The organism is Flavobacterium pallidum (assembly GCF_003097535.1).
In the GTDB taxonomy this organism is placed as follows: Bacteria; Bacteroidota; Bacteroidia; order Flavobacteriales; family Flavobacteriaceae; genus Flavobacterium; species Flavobacterium pallidum.
The window spans coordinates 1-24,524 of the sequence record NZ_CP029187.1; the positions used below are offsets into that span (position 1 = coordinate 1).

Sequence of the window (24,524 nt, forward strand, 5' to 3'; positions counted from 1 at the left end):
ATGAACAAAACTGCGCAATCAGTATGGGAGAACTGTCTTCTTTTCATAAAAGATAATATCCAGGATCAGGCCTATAAAACCTGGTTCGAGCCGATTAAGTCAGTAGAGTTAACCGACAATGCATTATACATCCAGGTACCCAGTAAATTCTTTTACGAATGGCTTGAAGAGCACTATGTCAAATTACTGAAAGTGGCCCTCACTAAAGAACTCGGAAAAAACGCGAAGTTACTTTATAAAATCAAGATGGAAAACACTTATGGCAATAAACAACCGTTTACGGAACAATTGCCCAGTGCGCACCGCTCCCCGATGAAAGCCCAGGAAGTCGATGCTCCATTCAAAAACCTGAACCCAGAACTCAAAAATCCATTTGTAATTCCGGGGATCAGGAACCTCAAAATCGAATCACAGCTTAATGCCAATTATAGTTTTGACAATTTCCTTGAAGGAGACTCAAACAGGCTGGCACGTTCTGCAGGTATGGCCGTGGCTAACAAACCTGGCGGAACCTCATTCAATCCATTATTGATTTTTGGTGGTGTTGGATTGGGGAAAACCCACCTGGCCCATGCCATCGGTGTGGAGATTAAAGACAAATACCCTGAAAAAACGGTGCTGTACATTTCAGCCGAGATTTTCACCCAACAATATATTGATTCTGTTAAAAAGAATAACCGCAACGACTTTATCCATTTCTATCAGCTGATTGATGTGCTGATCATTGACGATGTGCAGTTCCTTTCCGGAAAAACAGGTACGCAGGATGTATTTTTCCACATCTTCAATTACCTGCACCAGAATGGAAAACAGGTTATCCTGACTTCAGACAAAGCACCTGTGGATATGCAGGATATTGAGCAACGCTTATTATCCCGTTTCAAGTGGGGTCTTTCTGCAGAATTACACCAACCTGATTATGAAACAAGGATTTCAATCTTAAAGAACATCCTGTATCGTGATGGTGTGGAAATGCCGGAAGAAATCATTGAATACGTAGCACGTAACATCAAATCGAATGTTCGTGAACTCGAAGGTGCCATCATTTCTTTAATTGCACAATCTTCATTCAATAAGAAAGAAGTTACACTCGATCTGGCGAAAGCCGTGGTGGAAAAATTCGTTAAGAATGTCAAACGTGAAATTTCAATTGACTACATCCAAAAAGTAGTTTCTGATTATTTCCAGCTGGACATCGATATGCTGCAATCAAAGACAAGAAAACGTCATGTTGTTCAGGCCCGTCAATTGGCCATGTTCTTTGCGAAGAAATTTACGAAAGCATCTTTGGCCAATATTGGTTCCCAAATCGGGGATCGTGACCACGCCACAGTGCTTCATGCGTGTAAAACTGTTGATAACCTGGTTTCAACAGATAAACAATTTAAAAAATTCGTGGACGATATCCACAAAAAACTATCGTTGTAATGCCCGTAAGGATTTTAATGGTATGCCTGGGAAATATTTGCCGGTCACCACTGGCAGAAGGCGTTCTGGCTTCTAAATTACCAAGGGACAAATTCAGGGTTGACTCTGCAGGGACAGGAAATTACCATAGCGGTAAACAACCTGACCAACGCTCCATCAATATAGCAAACAGAAAAGGACTCGATATTTCGACGCAAAGGGCACGCCAGTTTAAAGCCGAGGATTTTGCAATTTATGACCATATTTACGTGATGGATCATAGCAACTTTCGGGATGTGATGCTTTTGGCGCCAAATAAAGAGGCCGGAAAGAAAGTTTCTTATTTGCTTGACGCATTATTCCCCGGCGAAAATGTAGATGTCCCGGATCCGTATTTCGGATTGGAAAATGGCTTCGAAACAGTCTATGAAATGATTGATGAAAGCTGTACGCTCATAGCTGAAAAACTACTCAAAGAAGTCGAATAACTTCTTATAACATCTTTTTTAATGGCAAATCATTCGACCGGAAAACTATATTTAATTCCGACTACTTTGGGCGTAGCAGGCGATAATGATACTGCCAGACAATCCGAACCGATGGACGTTTTGCCGCATTCCGTAAAGCGGATTGTGGAATTGCTGGATATTTATATCGTGGAAAATGAAAAGACAGCACGTAAATTCATCAAAAGCATTGTTCCCGATAAGATACAAGCGAAGCTTCAATTAAGCGCCTTAAATAAGCACACCCAAACTTCAGAACATACTGAAATGATTAAGCCGTGCCTCGAAGGCAAGGACATCGGCCTGATGAGTGATGCCGGTTGTCCTGGCGTTGCCGATCCCGGCGCTGCGATTGTGAAACTGGCTCACGAAAAAGGCATTCAGGTGATACCGATGGTGGGACCATCATCAATATTGCTGGCTATGATGGCTTCCGGGATGAATGGGCAGAGTTTTACTTTCAATGGATATTTACCCATAGATAAATCCGAAAAGAAATCAGCGGTAAAGCAGCTTGAGAAATTGTCGGCCGATAAAAACCAATCGCAATTGTTTATAGAAACGCCTTACCGCAATAATAAAATGCTTGAGGATCTATTGCAAACACTGCATTCTGAAACACATTTGTGTATCGCTGCAGACATTACACTGCCCACAGAATTTATCAAAACACATCAAATCAAAGACTGGAAAAAAGTCAAGGTTGATTTACAAAACCGCCCTGCGATTTTCATTATTCATAAAATGTAAAAGCCCCCGTCCGGAGGCTTTTTTTATTTCACATCGTCATCTTCCAATTGGAATATTTCTTCTACGGGCTTCTCAAAAAACCGCGCCAGCTTGAGTGCCAGGACCGTTGAAGGCACATACTTTCCGGTTTCCATTGCATTGATGGTCTGCCGGCTTACCTGTATCTTATCTGCCAGATCTCCTTGCGAAATGGAAGCCATCGCCCTTAAAACCTTAAGATTATTCTTCATCACTCGTGTCTTTTTTAAGTTGGTATAATTTATAATGGAACCTGATGATAAAAAAGAAAATCATCGTAAAAGTATTGTAAAACAACACATTCAGGAATGGGAAACCATAAATGAACATGGCCAGGAACAGGATGATACCGTAATTCACATATACTGCCCAAACGAGGCTCTCATGCCTTATTTTGGAAATCAGTTCATCTTCATTCTTCAATCTTGAAAAGCAGATAAAAATCCCACCAATGATGAGGCAAAATAAAAGCAACTCATCAACGATACTATTGTTTATAAAAGCAAAAGCCTGGGATTTAGAGAATATATTATCGTCATTCACCAGAGTAAATACACGGCATACCAGATAATTGTCCGTGTTGATATTGAAAATCGATATGTACAGGCTGACCAGAAATGCCGGAATAAATAAAATCCAGCCAATCTTTTTAAAAGGGTTTGGTAATAAAAATGGCATTTTCATTGTCTAAAGTTTTAAAGTTTATTCAAATGTAAAATAAACTTTACATATAGACAAATATATTTTACAAAAAGAAAAGTTTTCTTTACTAAATAAAATTACCCTTAACAATCATCGCTTTTTAGAATGATCGATAAGGGTTATATTTGCAACAACGAACGTAATTGCAAGAATATACTATCTGAAAACTACAGGATTGTCTTCAGCAATAATATGCGAGGTATCATAATCAGCGTATTTCCTGAGATAACTCTTCAATGAAGTGCCGTAACCATCTACGATTTTCCTCTTTCCATCATATTTAAGGAATTTTTTTACAGAGCCCGCACCAAGCAAATGTGCCGCTGCAAGCATTCCTGATTCGGTCATCCTGATCCCGGCAACAATTTTTCCTTCATACGCAGCAATTTCGTCCTTGAGTTCCCATTTGTTTTTAGCAATCAAAGCACTGAATGCCTTTTCCTGCAACTGTGGATTTCTCAAAAAAGCGGCATTGTCCTTAATCCCAACGGAACGCAAAGCACTCGCACCAAACTGGTACTTGCCCATATAACCGAACGAATTAATTAATTTGTACTGACCCTGAGACTCTTTGAAAGCAATGGCTTCTTTAAAACCGGTAAAGGATTTTCCGGTATAAATCAGGTTTGAAAAAGGATAATCTGATAAATCCTTTGAAGGAAACTGCACGGAAGAAGGTTCATTTTCGGCAGTGGAGAACCACGATGGATTCTGATTTTTGGCAGCTTTAAAACCTGAGGAGATGAAAGCTACGATAAGGGTAATGCTAGTGTAATATATCCATTTTTTTAACATAAATTGGTTTTCTTCCAAGTCTGTCACCCCGGGAAATTACTAAGGGACAAATATACGACAAATAATACAAAACTGAATATCAGCAAGTTAATATTTCCCTAAAAGTAAAATGCATGTACTTTGACCTTTCCTAAACCGTTGACCTCAAAGGCGGGAGCAGGAATCTTAATCGTGTTAAAAAGAGAAAAAACAGTCTTTAAAAAGTGGGATTTTGTCCTGATTTTTTCCAGATTCACGTCGAAACTAAGGTAAAATTGACGTGTTCTCGTCGGATATCCGCTCAAATCCGGTACAGCTTCCCCATTTCCGGAAACCAAACCGTCCGCACCATAGCCAACAGCTACATTAAACCACTTCGGAACCGCATTGCATTTGGTAAAAGCGTATAAATTGGCGGAAAGCCAATACGTCTGCCCATTATAATCTTTTAAAAGCTGCTCCTGAAACGAAGTACCCAATACATCAGGCCTTAATTTTGCATAATGTGTCTGATGGAATGAAAACTTAGGAATAATGCGTTGTTCTTTCCAGAGTAATTCCTGCCCAATAAATAACGCTGTTCCTGATACATTCGCAACCATATCACCCGAAGACGCGCCCCATTCCGCCGAATAGCCATCAAAAACCTCAACGACGGTCAGGAATGCCAAACCGAGTGTACTGCCGTAAACAAGGCTGTTCTGCCGACTTACACCACTCCATCGTAAAGCCTCAAAGCCTGCTTTTCCAATATGGTAAGATGAATATACATGTCCAACCTTATCCATCTGAAGCCAATCGTTGTTGTCGTTGATGAAATGAAACGAACTTTGAGGGTAATCCTTATACCAAACCTGGCTTAAGCCCACCAATGTCCCAGTAGCCAAAACCGTTTCCGTTCCAATTACGAAATTTCGCCGCCCGGCATCCAGGGTGTCCGAAGGTGTAAGGAATGTATCAAATCCGCTTTGAGCAAAGACAATGGTGTTTACAAAGACAAACAGTAAGATGATGTGGTATCTTGAAGCCAAGACTATCTTTTTATGCCCTGGCTGTTGATCCATGCCACATATTTCTGGCGGTTCGCCTCATGTTGCGCTGGAGTGACAGCAAATTCATGGTAACCGAATTTGGTTACACTTGCACAGAAATAAATATAGTTGTGCTGTTCCGGATTTAATACCGCTTCAAGCGCTGTGATGTCCGGCATCGCAATAGGACCCGGCGGCAAACCTTCATACATATAAGTATTGTATGGCGAAACGGTCTGTAAATCTTTATTAAGCACCCTTTTAATAACAAGGCTGAAATCGTTGGCGTTTTTCTTCACGGCATAAATCACCGTCGGGTCGGCTTCGAGTTTCATGCCGCTTTTCAGGCGGTTTAAATAGACTCCGGCAACCCTTGGCCTCTCGTCTTTCTTCACCGTTTCCTTATGCACGATGGAAGCCAACGCGGACACCTGCAATGGTGTCAGGTTTTGCTTTTCTGCCAATGCGATGCGCTCGGGTGTCCAGAACTTCCTGTATTCCTTTGCCATACGGTCACGGAATTTCTCCGCGTTCACATTCCAGAAAAATTCGTATGAATTCGGGATAAACATCGACAACACATTATCTTCCGTAAAGCCATTATCTGCTAAAAATTTCTTGTTGCGGAAGGCATTCAGCAAGGACAAACTATCGGCTTCGATCTGTTTTGAAACCCTCCCGGCGAGATCTTCAAGACGCTCCTGGTTATTGAATGTCAGGTCGAAATGTACATTCTGGCGCAGCGAATTGATGATATCGTTACTGCTCATATCCTTCTTAATCAGGAACTTTCCTGACTTTACATTTTTATCGTATGACTTCTTTTCGGCAACCATCTTAAAACGGTCCATATCCTTTACCAAAGGTGCCATGATCGTCGTTACCTGATTAAAATCGGCATTCGTTGGAATATACACGTACATTTCCTTTTGGTCAAAAGCGGTATTCGGTGCGAAGATTTTCCTGTACAACATATAGCCGTAAACTGAAGCGGCTGTAACAATAACAAGTGATAAGATGATGAGTAATTTCTTAGGTTTCAATTGGTATGGTATTAAAATTGATGATTTATTAATTGGTAAAGGGCTTCATCCCTGTACCTTCCGCCGATCAGGTTCCATTGCTCTTTCACTCCGATCCTGCGGAAGCCAAAATTAGTAAAAAGCTTAATACTTGGCTCATTTTCGGTATCAATATTCGCATACACCTGGTGCAGGTTCAATTTCGAAAAAGCATATTGTATCAAAAGGCCTAAAGCTTCAGTACCGGCACCTTTATTCCTGTCTTTGCTTGCCTGTATCAGTATTCCGATGCCCGCGCGATGGTTCTTCGGATCGTATTCAAACAAATCGATAAGCCCTATCGGGACAGGATTGTCATGGTAACAGATGGCCAGGCGCAATTGTTTCGCCTCGAAAATATCCTGCTGTGCATTTTCAAGGTATTGACGGATCAGGTAATAACTATAAGGAGTGTGGGTATTGCTGACATGCCAGATGCTTTCGTCATTCTCGACATCATAAATGAAATCCAGGTCTTCGGGTTCGAGTGCACGCAGGCGGATGTTGTCTCCTTTTAATGTGATCATGGTATCAGATCTGGAATTCTCCTTTAAACACAAATGTGGCAGGCCCTTTTAAGAATACATTCGAATACACGCCTTCGTTTACAAAGAAGGACACTTCCAACTTCCCCCGGGAACGTTCAGTGTTACCTTGTCAGCATGGGTTTTGCCTAAAGCATGCATCGCAATCGCAACCGCAGTCACGCCGGTACCACAGGATAGTGTCTCATCTTCTACGCCCCTTTCATAAGTGCGTACCTTGAAAGCGGTGTCATTTTCCTGTTCTACAAAATTGACGTTGCTGCCTTTCTGCCCATATAAATCAGAATAACGCACTTTGGCGCCATTGTTTTTCACATCAGTTGAAAGTACGTTTTCGACGAGTTCCACATGGTGTGGCGAACCCGTATCCAGGTATACATATTCCGGAGTGATTGTCAAGGAATCCACGTCTTTCATCTGCAATGAGACGATGCCTTTTTCATAAATGGTAGCATAATGCGCGCCATCGGTAGCGATGAAAGTCGTTTCAACGTCAATGATATCGAGTTTTTTAGCAAATGCGACCAGGCACCTTCCGCCATTACCGCACATCGAACTTTCATTGCCGTCGGAATTGAAATACACCATCCTGAAATCATAATCGGGATCGTTTTCAAGCAAAATCAACCCATCGGCACCAATTCCGAAACGGCGGTCGCACAATCGTTCCACCAGTTTGATATCCGCTTTCGGAAATTCGCCGGAACGGTTGTCAATCATGACAAAATCGTTGCCCGTGCCCTCATATTTACTGAACTCAATCTTCATTGGAAAGCATCGTTTTACAGGTTAAAAACGCCTTTCAAAGGTACGAATATTATAACAGAAAGTTAAACCGTGTTAATCAGGTGTTAAACCGTTTTTTCGAAAAAGTAAATCCTATAATTTTGCCGTTAAATAACTTAAATATATACTACAAATGAAAAGATTTTCTAATTTATTCTTGGTTTGCTTGTTAAGCGGTGCCACAACATTAGGAGCTTACAAGTTATTATTTGAAGGTGATGGATTGCTTTCCCCGAAGAAATCTGTTGTAACACTTGCGAACCCGAATTACAATAAAACAGTCGGTTTTTCTGCGGAAGGGGTCGACTTTGCCGAAGCTGCCGACAAGGCGGTGCATACCGTCGTCCACGTCAAGAACGTTTCCTACCGCACCGTTTCCAACCCGATCATGGAGTACTTTTATGGCTATCGCGGCGGGCAACAGCAGGAGCAGGTAGGTACCGGTTCCGGGGTAATCATCTCAGAAGATGGCTACATCGTCACCAACAACCACGTCGTCCAGGACGCATCCGATCTGGAGATCACCTTAAACAATAAGAAAGTATATAAAGCGAAACTGATCGGTACCGATTCTAAAATGGATATTGCCTTACTGAAAATCGATGCCGACGAGAAACTCCCTTATGCTACTTTCGCTGACAGTGACAATACAAAAGTCGGCGAATGGGTACTGGCCGTCGGAAATCCTTACAACTTAACTTCCACCGTGACTGCGGGGATTATTTCTGCGAAAGCCAGGAACCTCGACACCAACGGCATCCAGTCCTTCATCCAGACGGATGCTGCCGTAAACCCTGGAAACAGCGGTGGCGCACTGGTAAACACCCACGGCGAACTGATCGGGATCAACACGATGATTTCCTCACAAACCGGATCTTATGTAGGGTATTCTTTCGCAATCCCTTCCAATATTGCCCGTAAGATTATCGAAGACATCATGGAATATGGCAATGTACAACGCGGTATATTGGGCGTTCGCGGTGCCGAATTGAATGGCCCCGTATCCAAAGAACTCGGCCTGAACCGTACCGAAGGCTTTTATGTAGGCGGTGTCGACAAGAATTCAGGTGCCGAGAAAGCAGGCATCAAAAAAGGCGATGTGATCATAAAGCTGGACAACAGCAACATCAGTTCCTATGCGGATTTGTCCGGGTTTATAAATACCAAACGCCCGAACGACAAGATCGAGGTAACCTTAGTCCGCGATGGGGATACCAAAACCGTTCCTGTGGTTTTGACAAAGTATGAATTTGTCAACGCAGAGTTTAAAGGACTCGAACTCGAAGACATTTCACCTGCTGACAGCAAAAGATTCAACCTGAACTACGGCGTAAAGATCAAGGACATCTCTAACGAGCGTTTCGCGGCATACGCCAATGATTTAAAAGGGGCATCATCCTGAGCATCAACAATGCGAAGGTCAAGGATATCAAATCCGTAAACGAAATGCTTGAAAACGTCAACGATAATGAAAGCGTGCAGATAGAAATGCTGACACGCAACGGACAGGTAGTCAGGTTTATCCTTTAAAAATTACAACAGTTCAAATTAAGCCGGTTCATACCGGCTTTTTTTATGCAATCTCCTGAAATGCAATATTTCCGCTTTTGAAAAATTCATAATAAAAGTTCAAAAAATATTTTACGAAAACGTTTGAAATACATATTTTTGCATCAAATTTTAAAAAAACAACACTAACCTTATCAAATCACAACGAAATGAATAATACCGCTTCCTACGAAAGAGAGCTTTCCTTCCAGGCCGACAGAAGACGTGCCGGAGTTGAATTTATCAAGATAATCAGCGATTTATGGTATGACAAATCCATCGAGATGGTATTGTTCCGCAACCAACTGATTGACCGTAATGTAAGCGATATCATCAACTTACACGAATATGCAGGCGCCTTCGTAGGCAAACCGATTTCCATTTTTGATTCTGTTGAGATTGCCAAAGCGATTTTGTCTTTGGATTTACCGCCTTCCAAACTCGACATCGGTAAACTGACTTACGAATTCCACCTTGAAGACGATAAATACCCTAATGCGAAGCATTTCGTCATCGACAAACTGAAAGATGCCAAAGACATCAAGGATATCCAGCCAAAAGATGTCGTATTATACGGTTTCGGGCGTATCGGACGTTTATTGGCGCGCGAATTGATGTCGAAAATGGGCAAAGGGAACCAGATGCGCCTTCGTGCTATCGTGACCCGCGACAAGAATGATGCCGTGACTTTGGAAAAAAGGGCTTCCTTGCTGAGGAACGACTCTATCCACGGTGACTTCCAGGGCTCGGTCATTGCCGATCCTGAAAACAATGCGCTGATCATCAACGGCACCACGGTGCATGTCATCACGGCGAATGCCCCTGAGGATATCGACTATACCGTATATGGCATTTCCGATGCCTTATTGATTGACAACACTGGTGCTTTTACTACGCAGGAGGCTTTGGCAAGGCATTTGAAATCCAACGGGGTTTCCAAGGTGCTGCTTACTGCTCCGGGCAAAGGCGTGCCCAACATCGTGCATGGTGTAAACCAAAATGAACACAATCCTGATACGGTGGATATTTTCTCTGCTGCGTCATGCACCACCAATGCCATTACCCCGATATTAAAAGCGGTTGAAGATACGTTAGGCGTTGTAAAAGGCCATTTGGAAACCATCCATGCCTACACCAATGACCAGAACCTTGTCGATAACATGCACAAGAAATACCGTCGTGGCCGTGCCGCCGGCCTAAATATGGTCATTACCGAAACCGGTGCCGGAAGTGCTGTCGCAAAAGCATTGTCAAGCCTTGCCGGAAAACTGACCTCGAACGCGATCCGTGTTCCTGTGCCAAACGGTTCCCTGGTGGTATTAAACCTTGAAGTGAACAAGGAAACCTCTATTGAGGAAGTGAATGCCATCATGAAAAAATATGCTCTCGAAGGAGAACTGGTAGAGCAGATCAAATATTCGTTAAGCAACGAACTGGTATCTTCCGACATCGTGGGCACCTCAGCGCCTTCGATTTATGACAGCAATGCCACGATTGTTTCGGCCGATGGAAAGAACATCGTGCTGTACATCTGGTATGATAACGAATACGGTTACAGCCATCAGGTGATCCGTTTGGCGAAGTATATCGCTAAGGTAAGGAGGTTTACTTACTACTAATAGGTGCAGGGTACAGGGCCTTGACATCATCAATATAAATCCGCTTCAGTTGAGGCGGATTTTTTGTTTTATTACTTTCGCCATCCTGATGCAGCAAAGATTCTACCTCAATCATTCTCTCAGAACTCTGAACCCTGTGCCCTGCACCTTGCAACCTGTACCTTTTTTTAATACTTTTGCCCTCTCGAAAATTGACTATGAAAAAGATACTTTCCCTACTCCTGCTGGTCTGCATCACCCTATCAGCGCAGAAAAAAACCGTAAACCCTTACGCAGCCATCGATGCCAAAGCATTGCAAATCCCGGATTCCTTAACCCGAAGCACCGACAAGATGGCCGCCTGGTTCAAATCGTCGTTTGCGACTGAGAAGGACCGTACCCGTGCGGCATTCATCTGGATTGCCAAAACCATCCATTATGACCTGGACAATATGTTTGCGCTGAATTTCTACGAAAAGCGTGAGGAGAAAATCGATAAGGCGTTGAAGACCCGCAAAGGCATCTGTGCCAATTATGCCGAGCTGTTTGCCGACATCAGCAACAAGATGGGGATCAAATCCTATGTCGTTGAAGGTTACACCAGGCAAAACGGCTTTACCGATTACATCCCGCATGCCTGGTGTGCGGCCTTTGTAGACGGCAGCTGGTTCTTATACGACCCCACCTGGGGCTCCGGGTATGTTAACGGCGGGAAATTCGTACCAAGGATTAACAATGCATATTACGAAACTATGCCGAAGGTATTGGCAAAATCCCATATGCCGTTTGATTACCTGTGGCAGTTCATGAACTACCCGATCACTACGGCAGAGTTCTACCAGGGGAAAACCGAACTGGACCGCAGCAAGCCATTTTTTGATTATCCTGCACAGATTGCGGCATACGAAAAGCTCGACCGCATCGACCAGCTGAAGGCATCGGCCAAAAGGATCGAGGAAATGGGACTGCGGAATTCGATGATCTTCGACAGGCTGCAGCACATCAAAATGGAGATCGACAACGACAGCAATAAGCAGAAGACGACGCTTTACAACGAAGCCGTAAATGATTACAACACCGGCATCAACGAAATGAACGCCTTTATCGAGTACAGGAACAAGCAGTTCAAGCCCGCCATGCCTGATGGCGACATCGAGGGCATGCTCCTTACCTCAGAAAGCAAACTGAACAGCGCCGTGAAAAAACTCGAAGGCGTATCCAGGGACGATGAGCACCTGGGCGCCTCTAAAACCCAATTGCTCAAATCGATACAGGATGCGCTGAAACAGGTCATGGAATACCGCGACTGGTTGGATGTGTACTTCGGCAAAAGCAAATCACAGCGCAAGGGGATGTTTTATGAGAAAAGGAGCATCTGGTCGGGGAAGTAGGCACTGAGTTGCTGAGTTGCTGAGTTTTTTTCAGCTGGCGAGCATCACGCACGCCGGCAGGTACAGAAAAAATTCGTTACAGTGATCACCAAAACGATTAAGGGGAAACCCTTAAAAACCAAAAAGATAATTTAAGTTTATTAAGGGTTTTCCCTACATCATTTTATAGAAAATGTAGGGAAAACCCTTGATGATTTGTAGATTTAATATTTTAGGTTTACCGTGATGGCATGACCCTGTGCCTGTTACGGGAATAACAATCCTTTGCTGCCCGGCTGTCGCGAAATGTGGAGGGGAAACATTTAAAATATGAAAAAAACAAAGTGGCAAAAAAAACTTCTATTCTTTATGACGGCTGTGATGCTGGCGCTTTCTGCATGCCAGAGCGAAGACTTCATTGTAGAAGCCAGGAGGAATGATGAAATCACCAGCAGGAAAGTCTGCCTTCAGGAAATGTATAAACAGACCGGAACTGAAAAAGCGGTCGCCCCCTTCCTTAGGAGAGGGACTGGAAACGCTCTTGCTAAAAACCTCGTATACAACGAAAAATATGGCTTTTATGTAGATACCGATGAAATCCTGATGAAGCAACAGGGTGATGATATTACGTTCACGCTTATGGTGTATAGGGACAATCCTGATGAGAAAACGGAAAACCTTGCTCTTACGAAACAAGCTGACGGCAGTTATGCGGTGTATTTGATTAAATATGATTTATCTGAAGATGATAAGGCAGATTTACAGGAAGGGTTACCCGTACTTGACATAAACCAAAAAACGGAATTTTACACTTTTAATGAGACGGCACGAAGCGGTTCTAACGGCACTACCTGGCATGCAGGAGACATAGTTCACCTTAAAGATGGGAGATGCGCCCGTATTAACCACGTTAATATCTATCAGGATGGCAGTATTTTTTTCGATGTTGAATTTGTAACGTGTGGGCCTGAAGAGCCTGCCAATCTTAGTCTCGGTGAAGATGGCGATGGAGGCGGTGGTAATGGCCCGGCAGTTCCTGTCTGGCATGGCATACCTGTACACGGCGGCGGAAACAATGGGAATGGGACCGGCCCGGGCAATACCGGGAGCAACGGCGGCGGTGGGCAGGGTCCCGATGCACCGCCGGTCTTAACCGGGCCGCTGGCACCGGGCGCCAATCCGGACCCTTGCGAAACGGCGAATAAACTGAAAAACGATCCTGACTTTAAAGCCAAGATGGCTGACCTGAAATTAAGTACAAACCAATGGTTTGAAAAGGTCTATACCGCTTATGACTTCCCGAACCCGGACAATCTATATGACAACTACAATTATATTGATTTCAGTGGAACGAATGAACATCCGGAAATGAATTATAGAATATTTTATCCTGATAAATTCAAAGGATTGATGCATAGTCATTACGACGGTTTGCTGTCTGTATTTTCCGTTACGGATTTGGAAGACCTATATACACAGATGAAAAATCCTGATATTTCAGACAATTTGTTTTCAGCTTTGGTCACTAAAAGCGGCACACAATACCTGATGATTATTTCTGACCCTGTGAAATTTTTGGCTTTCGGGGATAGATATTTATCCAGTGAACATAAGAGGAATAAATTAATTGAACTATCACAAAAGCAATATGCTATAAATGAAAATGGCACAAATCAGGTAAACGAAAAGGGATTTGTGAAAATGTTGTCTAAATTAGCAGGAGGTTTGGATGTATTTTCCGGCAACGCTGATTTTACGAATTGGACGAAATTGACTTATAATGAACAAACTGATGCAGTCATACCTTCTGACTGCCTTTAAAATATATAAATTATGAAAAAAATATATCTGGCACTATTATTAATTGCAGGAATTTACAGCAATGCACAAATTACCGCTGGGCTTCATGATGGTTATTGGCTTGAAGACATGCCTGTTGGCAGCTATGTAAAAGACACTAACAATGAACTTGACCCTTTTGCGGGCAAATGGGTTTGGACCAATGGTGATGAAAAAGTGATTTTCAAATTGCAGAAAGTCGTTCACTACCTCTTCCCCTGCGGATCTTATCAGGACTTTATGATTGGAAATTATTCTTACACAAAGGATAATGGTTTCACAACTGTTGTAAATACAATTAATCAGGTTTTAAGTCTTGATCCTGAATTACACCCAATGTCGGCAATAGGAGCAGAAAATAATTCAAAAATAAAATTTACCTTTCAGGATATAGCATTAAATAAAAAATCTTGTTGGGCTTATTTTGAGTTCTTACCCGGAAGCACAACGCAAATGACAGTTAAATTTGAAAATCCCGAAATAATGGGCGTTGTAGTCGATCCTAACAATCCGCCGCCGCCTTACAATTATGGATTTACAATACCACAGGGAATTATTTTGACCAAACAGTAATTGTAAAAGCCATCTGAGAAGGTGGCTTTGTAGATTTAATGTTTTAGGTTTACCGTGAACTAACCAGATGCGTATGAAAACATTAATTATCCTCTTGTTTACAATCTCTTTTTGTTTCGGACAAAATGCAAAAGAGAAAGAAACACAGCAAAAACTAAGTCATAAATGGGAATTAAAGCAATTCGAAGATGCTGAAAAGAAGGGCGCTGTCGTAACAGTTACACTCGTAAAATATGCTGACAATGTCACATTTGATTTTAAAGAAGACCAAACACTGGAAGTCATTTATTCTGCATCAAAAACAGAAAAGTATTTTTGGGAATTTAAGGGAGACCTTATGGAAATCAAATCTGATGGTTCCCAAAACTTCAATCCTGAGATATTGGGAATTTTTGAAGTTCACTTTCAGGACAAAATTTCCCAGCTTTTTTTGCAGCGGAAAAACGATCCGCATCATGGAATTATGCTGAAACAATAGTAAGTGCCATTTACAAGGCTTCAGCATGCCACCCGTACTACCAAACCTTTTAAAATTAATTCAACTATGAATTCGAAAATACTATTACTTATCATGTTCCTTTGTTACAAAAACCTCTCTGCGCAGTATGAAATGAAAGGCACGCTGAGCAATAGCGAACGGAACACTGTAATCTCTGATCTTTCTAAATTAACCAATACCGAAATAGATACTTTAAAAACCATTGTCATCAATTTTTATCGCAGTCCCGATAAAAAACCAAGCGGAAACTGTATCGATTTTTATACATCTGATGCAAAATACATTAAGTTCTTCAAAAAGAAGAAATCAAATGCAGTACAGTTTTTCATCACGGAAAAAAGTTTCCATTACGAAAAACCATTCGTTAAAGAAGACACCAACAATGTGATAAAGAATCTGCTTTTTACAGATGCTAAGCAATGTGGCAACTATATCATCATAAAACCGGATGGGAAATTCTTAAAACGGCTGAGCGAATACCGCCAATCTGACATTCCGGATATCATCAAAAAAATGTGACGGAAATAGTCAAGCATTTTAACCTATAAAAAAACGCCCTGCATCAACAGGGCGTTTCTATTTGTAAAAACTTCATTAATTATGCATTGCCTGCCTGTGCAATCAGGTTCAATGCCGATCCTGCAACGAACCAGCCGATCTGGCCTTCGTTGTAAGTGTGGTTGGCCAGGATGACATCGACAGACCCGTCTTCGTGTTTGAACTCGAGCGTTAAAGGTACGCCCGGTGCAAACTCGGTCAGGTTCGTAAAGTTGATGGCATCATTTTCCTGGATCTTATCGTAATCGGTTTCGTTGGCAAACGTCAGCGCAAGCATGCCCTGTTTCTTCAGGTTGGTTTCGTGGATCCTTGCAAAGGATTTCACGAGTACCGCTTTCACGCCTAAGAACCTCGGCTCCATGGCGGCATGCTCCCTTGAAGAACCTTCGCCATAGTTATGGTCACCCACCACAATCGAAGGGATTCCTGCCGCTTTGTATGCACGTTGTACTGTTGGTACGGCTTCGTAAACGCCTGTCAATTGGTTCTTCACAGAGTTTGCTTTTTGATTGTATGCGTTGATGGCACCAATCAGCATGTTGTTTGAGATGTTGTCAAGGTGTCCACGGAAACGCAGCCATGGCCCGGCCATAGAGATGTGGTCCGTAGTACATTTCCCGAAAGCCTTGATCAAAAGTTTTGCGTTTGTAATATTCTTTCCATCCCATGGATCGAACGGCGCCAATAACTGAAGCCTTTCTGAAGTTGGGCTCACTACAACCGATACTCCGGAACCGTCAAGCGCAGGTGCCTGGAAACCGGCATCTTCCACTGCGAAACCTCTTGGCGGTAATTCATCGCCCGTTGGTTCGTCTAATTTTACTTCTTCTCCATCTTCATTAATTAGCGTATCTGTCAACGGGTTGAAGGAAAGATCTCCGGCAATCGCTAAAGCGGTTACCAGCTCCGGAGAGCCTACGAAAGCCAAAGTATTCGGATTGCCATCGGCACGCTTCGAGAAGTTACGGTTGAAAGAGTGAACAATGGTGTTCCTTTCCTCTTTCTCGGCCCCTTCCCTGTCCCACATCCCGATACACGGTCCGCAGGCATTTGCGAAAACGGTGGCTCCAATCTTGTCGAAAGTATCAATGAAACCGTCGCGCTCAATGGTATAACGCACCAGCTCAGAACCCGGCGTGATGGTAAAGTTTGATTTTGTCTTTAATTTTTTAGCGGAGACCTGTTTTGCTAAGGAAGCGGCACGGGCGATATCTTCATAAGAAGAGTTCGTACAGGAACCGATCAATCCGTATTCAATCTTCAAAGGCCAGTCATTTTTAATGGCTTCTTCTTTCATTTTCGAAATCGGCGTAGCCAAATCCGGCGTGAACGGGCCGTTTAAGTATGGCTCCAGCTCTGAAAGGTTGATTTCAATCACCTGATCAAAGTACTGCTCAGGGTTGGCATATACTTCAGCATCACCTGTTAGGTAAGACGCGATTTTGTTCGCTTCATCAGCGATATCGGCACGGTCGGTCGAACGAAGGTAACGGTCCATCGACGCGTCGTAACCGAAGGTTGAAGTCGTGGCACCGATTTCGGCACCCATATTACAGATGGTTCCCTTTCCCGTACACGACATGGCTTCAGCACCTTCGCCGAAATATTCCACAATGGCTCCGGTTCCGCCTTTTACGGTCAGGATTCCTGCTACTTTCAGGATCACGTCTTTAGGCGCCGTCCAACCTGATAATTTACCGGTCAGCTTTACCCCAATCAATTTAGGGAATTTCAATTCCCATGCCATGCCGGACATTACATCTACGGCATCAGCGCCACCCACCCCGATGGCTACCATTCCTAAACCTCCTGCATTCACGGTGTGTGAATCGGTCCCGATCATCATACCGCCCGGAAATGCATAGTTTTCCAGAACTACCTGGTGGATGATTCCCGCACCCGGTTTCCAGAACCCGATACCGTATTTATTAGATACCGATGACAGGAAATCGAATACTTCATTGCTTTGTGTCTTGGCGCGGGCCAAATCGGTTACGGCATCTACTTTGGCCTGGATTAGGTGGTCGCAGTGTACCGTGGTCGGGACAGCTACTTTTGCTTTTCCGGCGTGCATGAACTGCAGCAATGCCATTTGTGCGGTCGCATCCTGGCAGGCAACGCGGTCGGGAGCAAAATCTACGTAATCTTTTCCTCTTGTAAATGCCTTGGAAGGGTTTCCTTCCCAAAGGTGGTTGTATAAAATCTTTTCGGTTAGTGTTAATGGGCGGCCGACAATTTCCCTTGCTTTATCCACACGGGTCGTCATGTTCGCGTACACTTTTTTAATCATTTCAATATCAAATGCCATATGAAAAAGTATTGTTTGTTTTCGTGAGGCAAATTTAAGGAATTGAAAGTAAATTTGAACTATTTTTAATAAAAACCATGTTTCAAAGCATTATTATTCCTGAAAATGAATTTTTAGTGATTATTATTGACGAAATTTAGCTTTAGAATTAAAATTTTGCCTAATTGTTAATTTAAAGTGCTTTTTTTGTCAAATTCGGAATCCTGTACATTTTAAATGGCCATTTCCAACCGAAGAACCTTTCTAAATTACACGCAGCAAGGCAAAATTCATTAAGTTTGTCACTATGAAAGCCAAAAAAATCCTCAGCGCATTTTGTATTGCAGGTATCGTATTGCTGCTCACGACTGCTTTGATTTACCATAGGCTGACGAGCAGGAATAAGGCCGTTGCCAAAGGGATTTTTCTTTACAAGACCGGATTGGCAGACAAGAACTGGCAACTGAGAAATAACACTAAAAAGTATACTTTGACTTCGCCCGACTTCCTGATTGACGGCATCTACAAATCGATGGAAGGCCCAACGTCAATGCATGTCGTGGAGCTGACACAGGACACGGCTTTGATTTGGCTTACGGGTTTCAAAGTGCAGGCACTGGATGCGAAAACAAAAAAGAAAATTTCGAATGACTTTGTATGCCACACCAATTTCGATTTGAATGAAGTGAAGTATTATGACGGGCTGCATCTTAAAAACAGGATTGGCACGAAATACCCTCGCGTCACTTCCTTATCGCACGGCATGGAGTCGTTTCATTTCCCCAAAGGTTATGGCGTCCCGATGCGTGGCAACGATTTACTGAATGTGACTACGGAATCGCTGAACCACAATATTAAAGATACTGTGCTATGGGTTAAACACCAGGTGGATATCGAATATTCGCAGCAGGAACTCAAACCGTTGATGTTCGGAAGTGCGTTTATCATGCTGCCATACGATGAATACGACCCATACAAGGAACCGATGGATCCGTCAAAAAATTACTGCATCCCGATTGAAACCGGCGCGCACAATTATAAGAACAGCGAAGGGAAAAGGCTTTCCGGGCATTGGGTGATTCCAAAAGGGAAAAATACTTATAGAAGCAGCGCGAATACACAGCTTCAGATTAAGGACAGTTTGCGCCTGCATGCGGCCGCCATTCATGTGCATCCGTTTGCAACATCGATAACGTTATTTGATAAAACAAAAAATGCTGCCGTTTTTACGAGCAACATTGTGAATTTTAAAGATAGGATCGGTATTGAAAGTATCGAACCATTTTCATCAGAAGAAGGCATCTGGCTTTACAAATCCCACGAGTACGAAGTGGTATTGACGGTCGACAATACTACCCATATCGACCAGGATATGATGGGCACGATGTTCTTGTTTTTTTATGACAGCGAACTCGATGCGCTTTTACATCATAGGTCTAAAACAAAGAAGCTATGATCTTTTCGATTGAAATCCCTTCAGCATCTGCCTTGTAGTTCTTTACCACACGGTGCCTTAAGATTCCGGTAGCTACCGCTTTGACATCTTCAATATCGGGAGAGAATTTTCCGTTGAATGCGGCATTTGCTTTGGCAGCCAAAATCAGGTTTTGCGATGCCCTCGGCCCTGCTCCCCAATCGATGTAATTTTTAATATAATCATTGGAAAGCGCATTGTCAGGACGGGTTTTGCTGACCAGCGTTACGGCATATTCTATGACGTTATCGGCAACCGGGATCCTGCGGATCAAATGCTGGAAGTCGATGATTTCCTGTGCGGAAAACAATGGGTTCACCGTTACTTTCGCATCCGAAGTAGTGCTTTTCACTACCTGCACTTCTTCTGCGAATGACGGATAATCGAGTTTTATCGAAAACATAAAACGGTCGAGTTGTGCTTCAGGAAGCGGGTAGGTTCCCTCCTGCTCTATCGGGTTTTGCGTAGCCAATACGAAATATGGCAAATCGAGTTTGTAATTATGCCCGGCAATGGTTACCGCCCTTTCCTGCATCGCCTCCAGTAAGGCGGCCTGGGTTTTCGGCGGCGTACGGTTGATCTCGTCGGCAAGGATGATATTGGAAAAAATCGGTCCTTTTATAAACTTGAACTGGCGGCTTTCATCGAGGATTTCACTTCCAAGAATGTCCGACGGCATCAAATCCGGGGTAAACTGGATTCTTTTGAAATCCAATCCCAAAGCCTGTGCAATGGTATTGACCATTAAGGTCTTTGCCAAGCCGGGAACACCAACCAAAAGTGCGTGCCCGCCGGAGAAAATACTCAGTAGAATTTGATCTACGACCTCTTGCTGTCCGACAATAACTTTTGAAATCTCGTTTTTAAGTTCGTTTCTTTTTTGGACTAATTTTTCTACAGCGGCTACGTCAGACATGGTTTGATAATGGATTTGGTTGATGATGCGTTGGGCAAATATAAATTATTTTTTAAGCCAGTTATTGGCAAACACACAGTTTCTGTATTCACCGTTGATCTTGATATAAGTCTCCTTGATTTTTTCTTCGGTCCATTTTGCAATTTCCTTGATTTGTTTTTCCTTCAGCGCAAGGTCTTTGATCTTAAGGTAGTCCTTGGAATAGTCAGCAACATGTTCAGGCACTTTGTTGGTTACCATAACGATTTTATACATTTTCTTTCCGCTTTGGTCTTCGTCCTCAAATGGCGCAGAGATTTCTCCAGCCTTAAGGTCTGAAATCTGTGCGTACAGTGACGGATCCATTTTAGTCAGGTCAAACTTAGTATCCAGCGTACGTGGGTTGATCAGCGCGCCACCATTGGTTTTGGTTTCTTTCTCATCAGAAGAACTTCGGGCGGCATCAGCGAACGAAATTTCCCCGGCAAGGATTTTCTTCCTGATGTTAGTGATTTCCTCTTTGGCATCACGCATCGATTCTTCAGTAATTTTTGGCTGCAGCAGGATGTGCCTAAGGTCTACTTCCTGTCCACGGATTTTTTCAATGTAAATGATATGGTAACCATACGGGGTTTCAAACGGAGCCGAAATCTGCCCTTCATCAAGACCGAATGCAACGTCTTTAAACTCTTTTATGAAAGGCGTTTTCCGATTCATCTTGTAATAACCGCCATTGGATTTCGAGCCGGGATCCTGCGAATAAAGCACTGCTTTACTGAAGAAACTTGAGCCGCCTTCCTGGATGTCTTTCTTGAATTCATTCAGTTTGTCGATGACTTTCTGTTTTTCTTCCTGGGAAACCACCGGGTTAATGACAATCTGTGACACTTCGACTTCTTCGCCGAAAGTTGGCAATTCTGCCTGTGGGATTTTCTTAAAGAAATTGCGGACTTCCTCAGGTGTCACTTCTACTTTTTCAACAATCTTTTTACGCATTTCGCTCGTGAGCTTACCCATTCTAAGGATGTCGAAAAAATAAGTACGGAATTCCTCTTCACTGTTCTTTTTATAGAATTTCACGAGCTTATCAATGGTACCTCCGGTTTGCTCGAGCATGGCGGAAATCTTCTCGTCCATGATGCTGTTGATTTCCGAATCGGTAACGATGATACTGTCCTGGACAGCCTGGTGAGCATATAGCCTGTCTTCCATCAGCATGCCTAACATCTGGCAACGCGTGATGTCCTTGATGGAATTCCCCTGACTTTGCAATTCGATGAAATTTTTATCGATATCGGAATCAAGTATGAGGTAATCGCCGACTGTGGCCACAACACCATCAATCTTCTGCCTTTTGTTGCTGCTCTTTTTTGCAGGCACGGTATCTTTGATGATTTCCTGTGCGCTCGCATTTAAAACCGTCAACAGTATCACGGCGAATAACATTAAACCCTTTTTACTTATAAATCTCATACTTCTCATTTTTGATGGCATCATCGGTTATTTCTTTTTCAAACTGTTTGACGAGTTCTAATTTTCTTCTGTTTAATATGACCTGCACCAACGTTGGTTTCAGGTATTGGTAAGGACTGATCTGGTTCTTATCGATTACGTCGCGCACTTTAACGATGTAAGTATTATTCCCTTCCGGATGCTCAAATGCGATCCCGGCTGTAATATACTTATCCCTGTTGTCAGGGGTTATGAACGGGAGGCGGCGGTAAATCTGTCCCATGTCCACCCAGATGGAATCGTTCAACGCCGAGTTTTTAAACTGCACCTGGTACGTATCCCAGAATTTCTTATCCGATTTCCTGAAATCCAGGAATTTGCTCCTGATCGTCGAAAACTTCGGGTGGTCCTTGGGCACATTGATAAAACGCAGCCTTACCAAACTGCCGCTGGTCCGGAAATTATCCTTATTCGCGTCGTAATACTTTTTTAATTCTGTTTCTGAAACCACCGTGTCAATCGAGCGGTTTACGATTTCTTCAATGTATGCTTTGGTATAAAGGTCACTTTTGTATTGCTTTATCAAAGCATCGAATGCTGCTTTTTTATCCTTTCCGAGATTGACCTCGGCTGCTTTGATAAGCAATTTCTGGCTTGCCCAACGGTCGATGAAACTCCGGACAATCACCACACTATCCTGCTTGGAAGTACCGGGTGGGACCAGGTCTTTAAGATCGCTTTTGTACAGATAAGATTCATTTACCCGTGCGATGGCTTCAGGCTTTGCTTCCGGTTTCTGGCAGCTAAGCAAACCAAAGAAAAGAACCAATATGCCCTGGTTTTTGAACATTTATGATTTAATCTCTTTTTTCACACGTTCAAAAACATCCTGATTGACCTTAATTTTGAACTCTTTTTTCAGATCAGAAACCCAATTTTCTTCAAGGTATTGCTGGTAATCGTTAATGACTTTACCTTTACACTCTTCAAGTTTCTTGGTTCCTTCGGGAATCACTTTATTGACTTTGGCCGTAAAATAATAATCGCCTTTTTGTAAAGTCGGCACAATTCCCGGCTGTGGCGTAATATTTTTAGGCAGTACATCATTTCCTTCTTCAAAAACACCTTCATTAATCATGATGTTCACAGACTCCTTTGTATTCAGTTTCTCTTTGATAAAATCTGCTGATTTGCCCTGCTCAAGCATTTTCTGAGCCTTTTTGGCCATTTCAGGATTTGTTGAGGAAGCAATCAGGACATCATATCTTTTCTTCCATTTGTAATTCTGGTCATGGTTTTTATAAAAACCCTGTAAACCAATGGTATCGTTTTTAGATTTTTCCCAGATTTCCTTTTCCATCAAATCGAAAAGCAAAAGTCCGTCGCGGTATTCCTCCATCACATCAGCAAACTCCGGGAATTCTTTTTCTAGATCGTTGTTGTAATAGTCATTTAACTGTTCATCCACGAAATCTTCGTAAATTTTGTCAACCGCCTTTCCTACTGGCTTGATTTCAAGTGGTGCCTTTTGTTTTTTAGTTACAAATTGAAGAAAAGCATTTGCTGTTACTGGTTTGTCCTGAATTTTGAAGAGCGGTTTTTCAAAATCCTTTACATCTTTCGGGGCGTTCCAGGTGCTGGCGTAATAATCATCTGTAACGGTTTTTGCTGCCTGCGCATACAATTTATCGTCACGCTTAATGGGGAATTTTTTACGCAGTTTCTCATTCATTGAATTGGTAATCAGTCTTGAACGCTCATCTTTCCTGATTTTGCTATCAAGTTCCGACTCCATCTGATCGTAAGTTTTTACCGGAAATTTATCGAGTAGCTTTACGATATGCCATCCGAATTCAGATTGGAATGGTTCAGAAAGTGGCTTGTCTTTCGTAAGTGAAAAAGCCACATTCTCAAATTTTTCAGAGCTTAATTCCCCTGACGCAAACCTGCCCAGGTTCCCGCCTTTGGCTGCAGAAGATTTGTCGTCTGAAAATTGCTGTGCCAGGCTCTCAAAATTTTCGCCCTGCTGCAGTTTTTTGTAAATATCTGTTATGGTTGATTTTGCCTTTTCAGCCTGTGCCGGATCTGTAGGGTTGCTGATCATGATGTGTGCTACGCCTACTTCACCCCTGTTATCCCTGATGTCTTCGACTTTGATCAAGTGATAGCCGAAACGCGTACGCACGATGTTGGAAACCTTTCCTTTTTCGGTTTTGTAAGCCGCTGTTTCAAAAGGATAAATCATCCTGAATACGGAAAAATAACCCAATTCTCCTTTGTTTTCCTTGGCAGACGGATCTTGAGAGAACTGCACTGCCAGTTTATCGAAATCCTGCCCATCCATAGCTTTTTTACGGATGTCGAGTATTTGCTTGTAAGCCTTAAGCGTATCTTCAGGCGAAGCGTTTTCATCCACCATAATCAATATATGAGACGCTTTGATTTCCTTGAGCGAACGATTGTATGCTTCCTGGATGAGTTCTTTCGTAACCTTTGTATCGGTTAAGTAATTTTTAGCAAGCTGGCTCCTGTACGATTTAAGCTCAGTCTGGTACTTGGGATTGTTCTGAAGGCCGAGTTTGTTGGCTTTGTTGATTTTGAGTTTGTAACCTATGAAAAGATCAAGGTATTGGTTCAGGTCTTTCTGGCTTTCGTCTTTCACCAAATCGATATTTTTCTTGTAAACCCTGGCGAATTCGTCGGTGTAATAAGGTTTGTCATCAATAGAAAACAGAACTTCTTTTTTGCTGTTTTGGGCTACAGCGGCCAGATTCAGGGTCAGGAACAACCCTAAAAGCAATTTTTTCATTTTCATTATTGCTGAATTTTCAATTTAAATTTGATTGTTTTG

21 protein-coding genes and 2 pseudogenes are annotated in these 24,524 nt (G+C 42.7%); 11 read left to right on the top strand and 12 right to left on the bottom strand.

Annotated elements, in window-relative coordinates; genetic code table 11:
* From dnaA to HYN49_RS00015, 3 genes are read left to right on the top strand one after another with little or no spacing between them, the layout of a single operon-like run.
* Entirely contained in the window at positions 1–1,428 is a 1,428-nt protein-coding gene (dnaA, locus tag HYN49_RS00005; protein ID WP_108369182.1) for a chromosomal replication initiator protein DnaA, read from the top strand.
* On the top strand, positions 1,428–1,895 hold the full coding sequence (locus HYN49_RS00010) for a low molecular weight protein-tyrosine-phosphatase (protein WP_108902212.1): 468 nt from the start codon (positions 1,428–1,430) through the stop codon (positions 1,893–1,895). The genes dnaA and HYN49_RS00010 overlap by 1 nt, the downstream gene beginning before the upstream one ends.
* Positions 1,896–1,916: 21 nt before the next feature.
* A complete protein-coding gene (locus tag HYN49_RS00015; protein ID WP_108902213.1) occupies positions 1,917–2,663 on the top strand; it encodes an SAM-dependent methyltransferase in 747 nt (248 codons plus the stop codon).
* Between the two features lie 23 nt (positions 2,664–2,686).
* Here HYN49_RS00015 and HYN49_RS00020 read toward each other — a convergent pair whose 3' ends face one another.
* The 7 genes and pseudogenes from HYN49_RS00020 to dapF all read right to left on the bottom strand — a co-directional run bounded on the left by HYN49_RS00020 (position 2,687) and on the right by dapF (position 7,562).
* Positions 2,687–2,893, bottom strand: a complete 207-nt coding sequence (locus tag HYN49_RS00020; protein ID WP_108902214.1) for a helix-turn-helix transcriptional regulator — start codon at positions 2,891–2,893, stop codon at positions 2,687–2,689.
* Positions 2,883–3,359, bottom strand: coding sequence for a hypothetical protein (locus tag HYN49_RS00025; RefSeq protein WP_146185021.1), 477 nt, complete (start codon positions 3,357–3,359; stop codon positions 2,883–2,885). The genes HYN49_RS00020 and HYN49_RS00025 overlap by 11 nt, the downstream gene beginning before the upstream one ends.
* A gap of 180 nt (positions 3,360–3,539) precedes the next feature.
* On the bottom strand, positions 3,540–4,178 hold the full coding sequence (locus HYN49_RS00030) for a peptidoglycan-binding protein LysM (protein ID WP_108904886.1): 639 nt from the start codon (positions 4,176–4,178) through the stop codon (positions 3,540–3,542).
* Positions 4,179–4,276: 98 nt separating this feature from the next.
* Positions 4,277–5,221 (bottom strand): DUF2279 domain-containing protein, encoded by a 945-nt coding sequence (locus HYN49_RS00035; protein ID WP_108902216.1) that lies wholly within the window; start codon positions 5,219–5,221, stop codon positions 4,277–4,279.
* Entirely contained in the window at positions 5,191–6,231 is a 1,041-nt protein-coding gene (gene mltG, locus HYN49_RS00040) for an endolytic transglycosylase MltG (RefSeq protein ID WP_108902217.1), read from the bottom strand. The genes HYN49_RS00035 and mltG overlap by 31 nt, the downstream gene beginning before the upstream one ends.
* 11 nt (positions 6,232–6,242) lie before the next feature.
* Complete coding sequence (locus tag HYN49_RS00045) at positions 6,243–6,776, bottom strand: GNAT family N-acetyltransferase (protein ID WP_108902218.1); 534 nt, start codon at positions 6,774–6,776, stop codon at positions 6,243–6,245.
* 4 nt (positions 6,777–6,780) lie between these two features.
* Positions 6,781–7,562, bottom strand: a pseudogene (gene dapF, locus HYN49_RS00050) (diaminopimelate epimerase).
* A gap of 151 nt (positions 7,563–7,713) precedes the next feature.
* Between dapF and HYN49_RS00055 the strand changes: the two are divergent.
* The 7 genes and pseudogenes from HYN49_RS00055 (at position 7,714) to HYN49_RS00085 (ending at position 15,526) form a co-directional block, all read left to right on the top strand.
* Positions 7,714–9,110 (top strand): annotated as a pseudogene (locus tag HYN49_RS00055) (Do family serine endopeptidase).
* A gap of 188 nt (positions 9,111–9,298) precedes the next feature.
* A complete protein-coding gene (locus HYN49_RS00060; protein WP_108902219.1) occupies positions 9,299–10,747 on the top strand; it encodes a glyceraldehyde-3-phosphate dehydrogenase in 1,449 nt (482 codons plus the stop codon).
* Between the two features lie 197 nt (positions 10,748–10,944).
* On the top strand, positions 10,945–12,117 hold the full coding sequence (locus HYN49_RS00065; RefSeq protein ID WP_108902220.1) for a transglutaminase domain-containing protein: 1,173 nt from the start codon (positions 10,945–10,947) through the stop codon (positions 12,115–12,117).
* 309 nt (positions 12,118–12,426) lie between these two features.
* A complete protein-coding gene (locus HYN49_RS00070) occupies positions 12,427–13,917 on the top strand; it encodes a hypothetical protein (protein WP_108902221.1) in 1,491 nt (496 codons plus the stop codon).
* A gap of 12 nt (positions 13,918–13,929) precedes the next feature.
* Complete coding sequence (locus HYN49_RS00075) at positions 13,930–14,508, top strand: DUF6705 family protein (RefSeq protein ID WP_108902222.1); 579 nt, start codon at positions 13,930–13,932, stop codon at positions 14,506–14,508.
* A gap of 73 nt (positions 14,509–14,581) precedes the next feature.
* Positions 14,582–14,986: a hypothetical protein gene (locus HYN49_RS00080; protein ID WP_108902223.1), complete on the top strand. Its 405-nt coding sequence runs from the start codon at positions 14,582–14,584 to the stop codon at positions 14,984–14,986.
* Positions 14,987–15,052: 66 nt separating this feature from the next.
* The gene (locus HYN49_RS00085; RefSeq protein WP_108902224.1) at positions 15,053–15,526 is read left to right on the top strand and encodes a hypothetical protein; all 474 of its coding nucleotides are present in this window, start codon (positions 15,053–15,055) and stop codon (positions 15,524–15,526) included.
* 79 nt (positions 15,527–15,605) lie between these two features.
* Here HYN49_RS00085 and HYN49_RS00090 read toward each other — a convergent pair whose 3' ends face one another.
* Positions 15,606–17,873 carry an aconitate hydratase gene (locus HYN49_RS00090; RefSeq protein ID WP_108902225.1) on the bottom strand — a complete coding sequence of 756 codons (2,268 nt, stop codon included), beginning with the start codon at positions 17,871–17,873 and terminating at the stop codon, positions 15,606–15,608.
* A gap of 286 nt (positions 17,874–18,159) precedes the next feature.
* On the opposite strand from HYN49_RS00090, the gene HYN49_RS00095 reads away from it, so the two are divergent.
* Positions 18,160–19,308, top strand: coding sequence for a hypothetical protein (locus HYN49_RS00095; protein WP_108902226.1), 1,149 nt, complete (start codon positions 18,160–18,162; stop codon positions 19,306–19,308).
* Here the strand turns inward: HYN49_RS00095 and HYN49_RS00100 are convergent.
* From HYN49_RS00100 to HYN49_RS00115, 4 genes are read right to left on the bottom strand one after another with little or no spacing between them, the layout of a single operon-like run.
* Positions 19,289–20,242, bottom strand: coding sequence for an AAA family ATPase (locus tag HYN49_RS00100; protein ID WP_108902227.1), 954 nt, complete (start codon positions 20,240–20,242; stop codon positions 19,289–19,291). The genes HYN49_RS00095 and HYN49_RS00100 overlap by 20 nt on opposite strands.
* A 45-nt stretch (positions 20,243–20,287) precedes the next feature.
* A complete protein-coding gene (locus HYN49_RS00105) occupies positions 20,288–21,667 on the bottom strand; it encodes a peptidylprolyl isomerase (RefSeq protein WP_245892215.1) in 1,380 nt (459 codons plus the stop codon).
* Between the two features lie 10 nt (positions 21,668–21,677).
* Positions 21,678–22,523 (bottom strand): hypothetical protein, encoded by an 846-nt coding sequence (locus tag HYN49_RS00110; protein ID WP_108902229.1) that lies wholly within the window; start codon positions 22,521–22,523, stop codon positions 21,678–21,680.
* Positions 22,524–24,488 carry a peptidylprolyl isomerase gene (locus HYN49_RS00115; RefSeq protein WP_108902230.1) on the bottom strand — a complete coding sequence of 655 codons (1,965 nt, stop codon included), beginning with the start codon at positions 24,486–24,488 and terminating at the stop codon, positions 22,524–22,526.
* Positions 24,489–24,524: the final 36 nt, after the last annotated feature.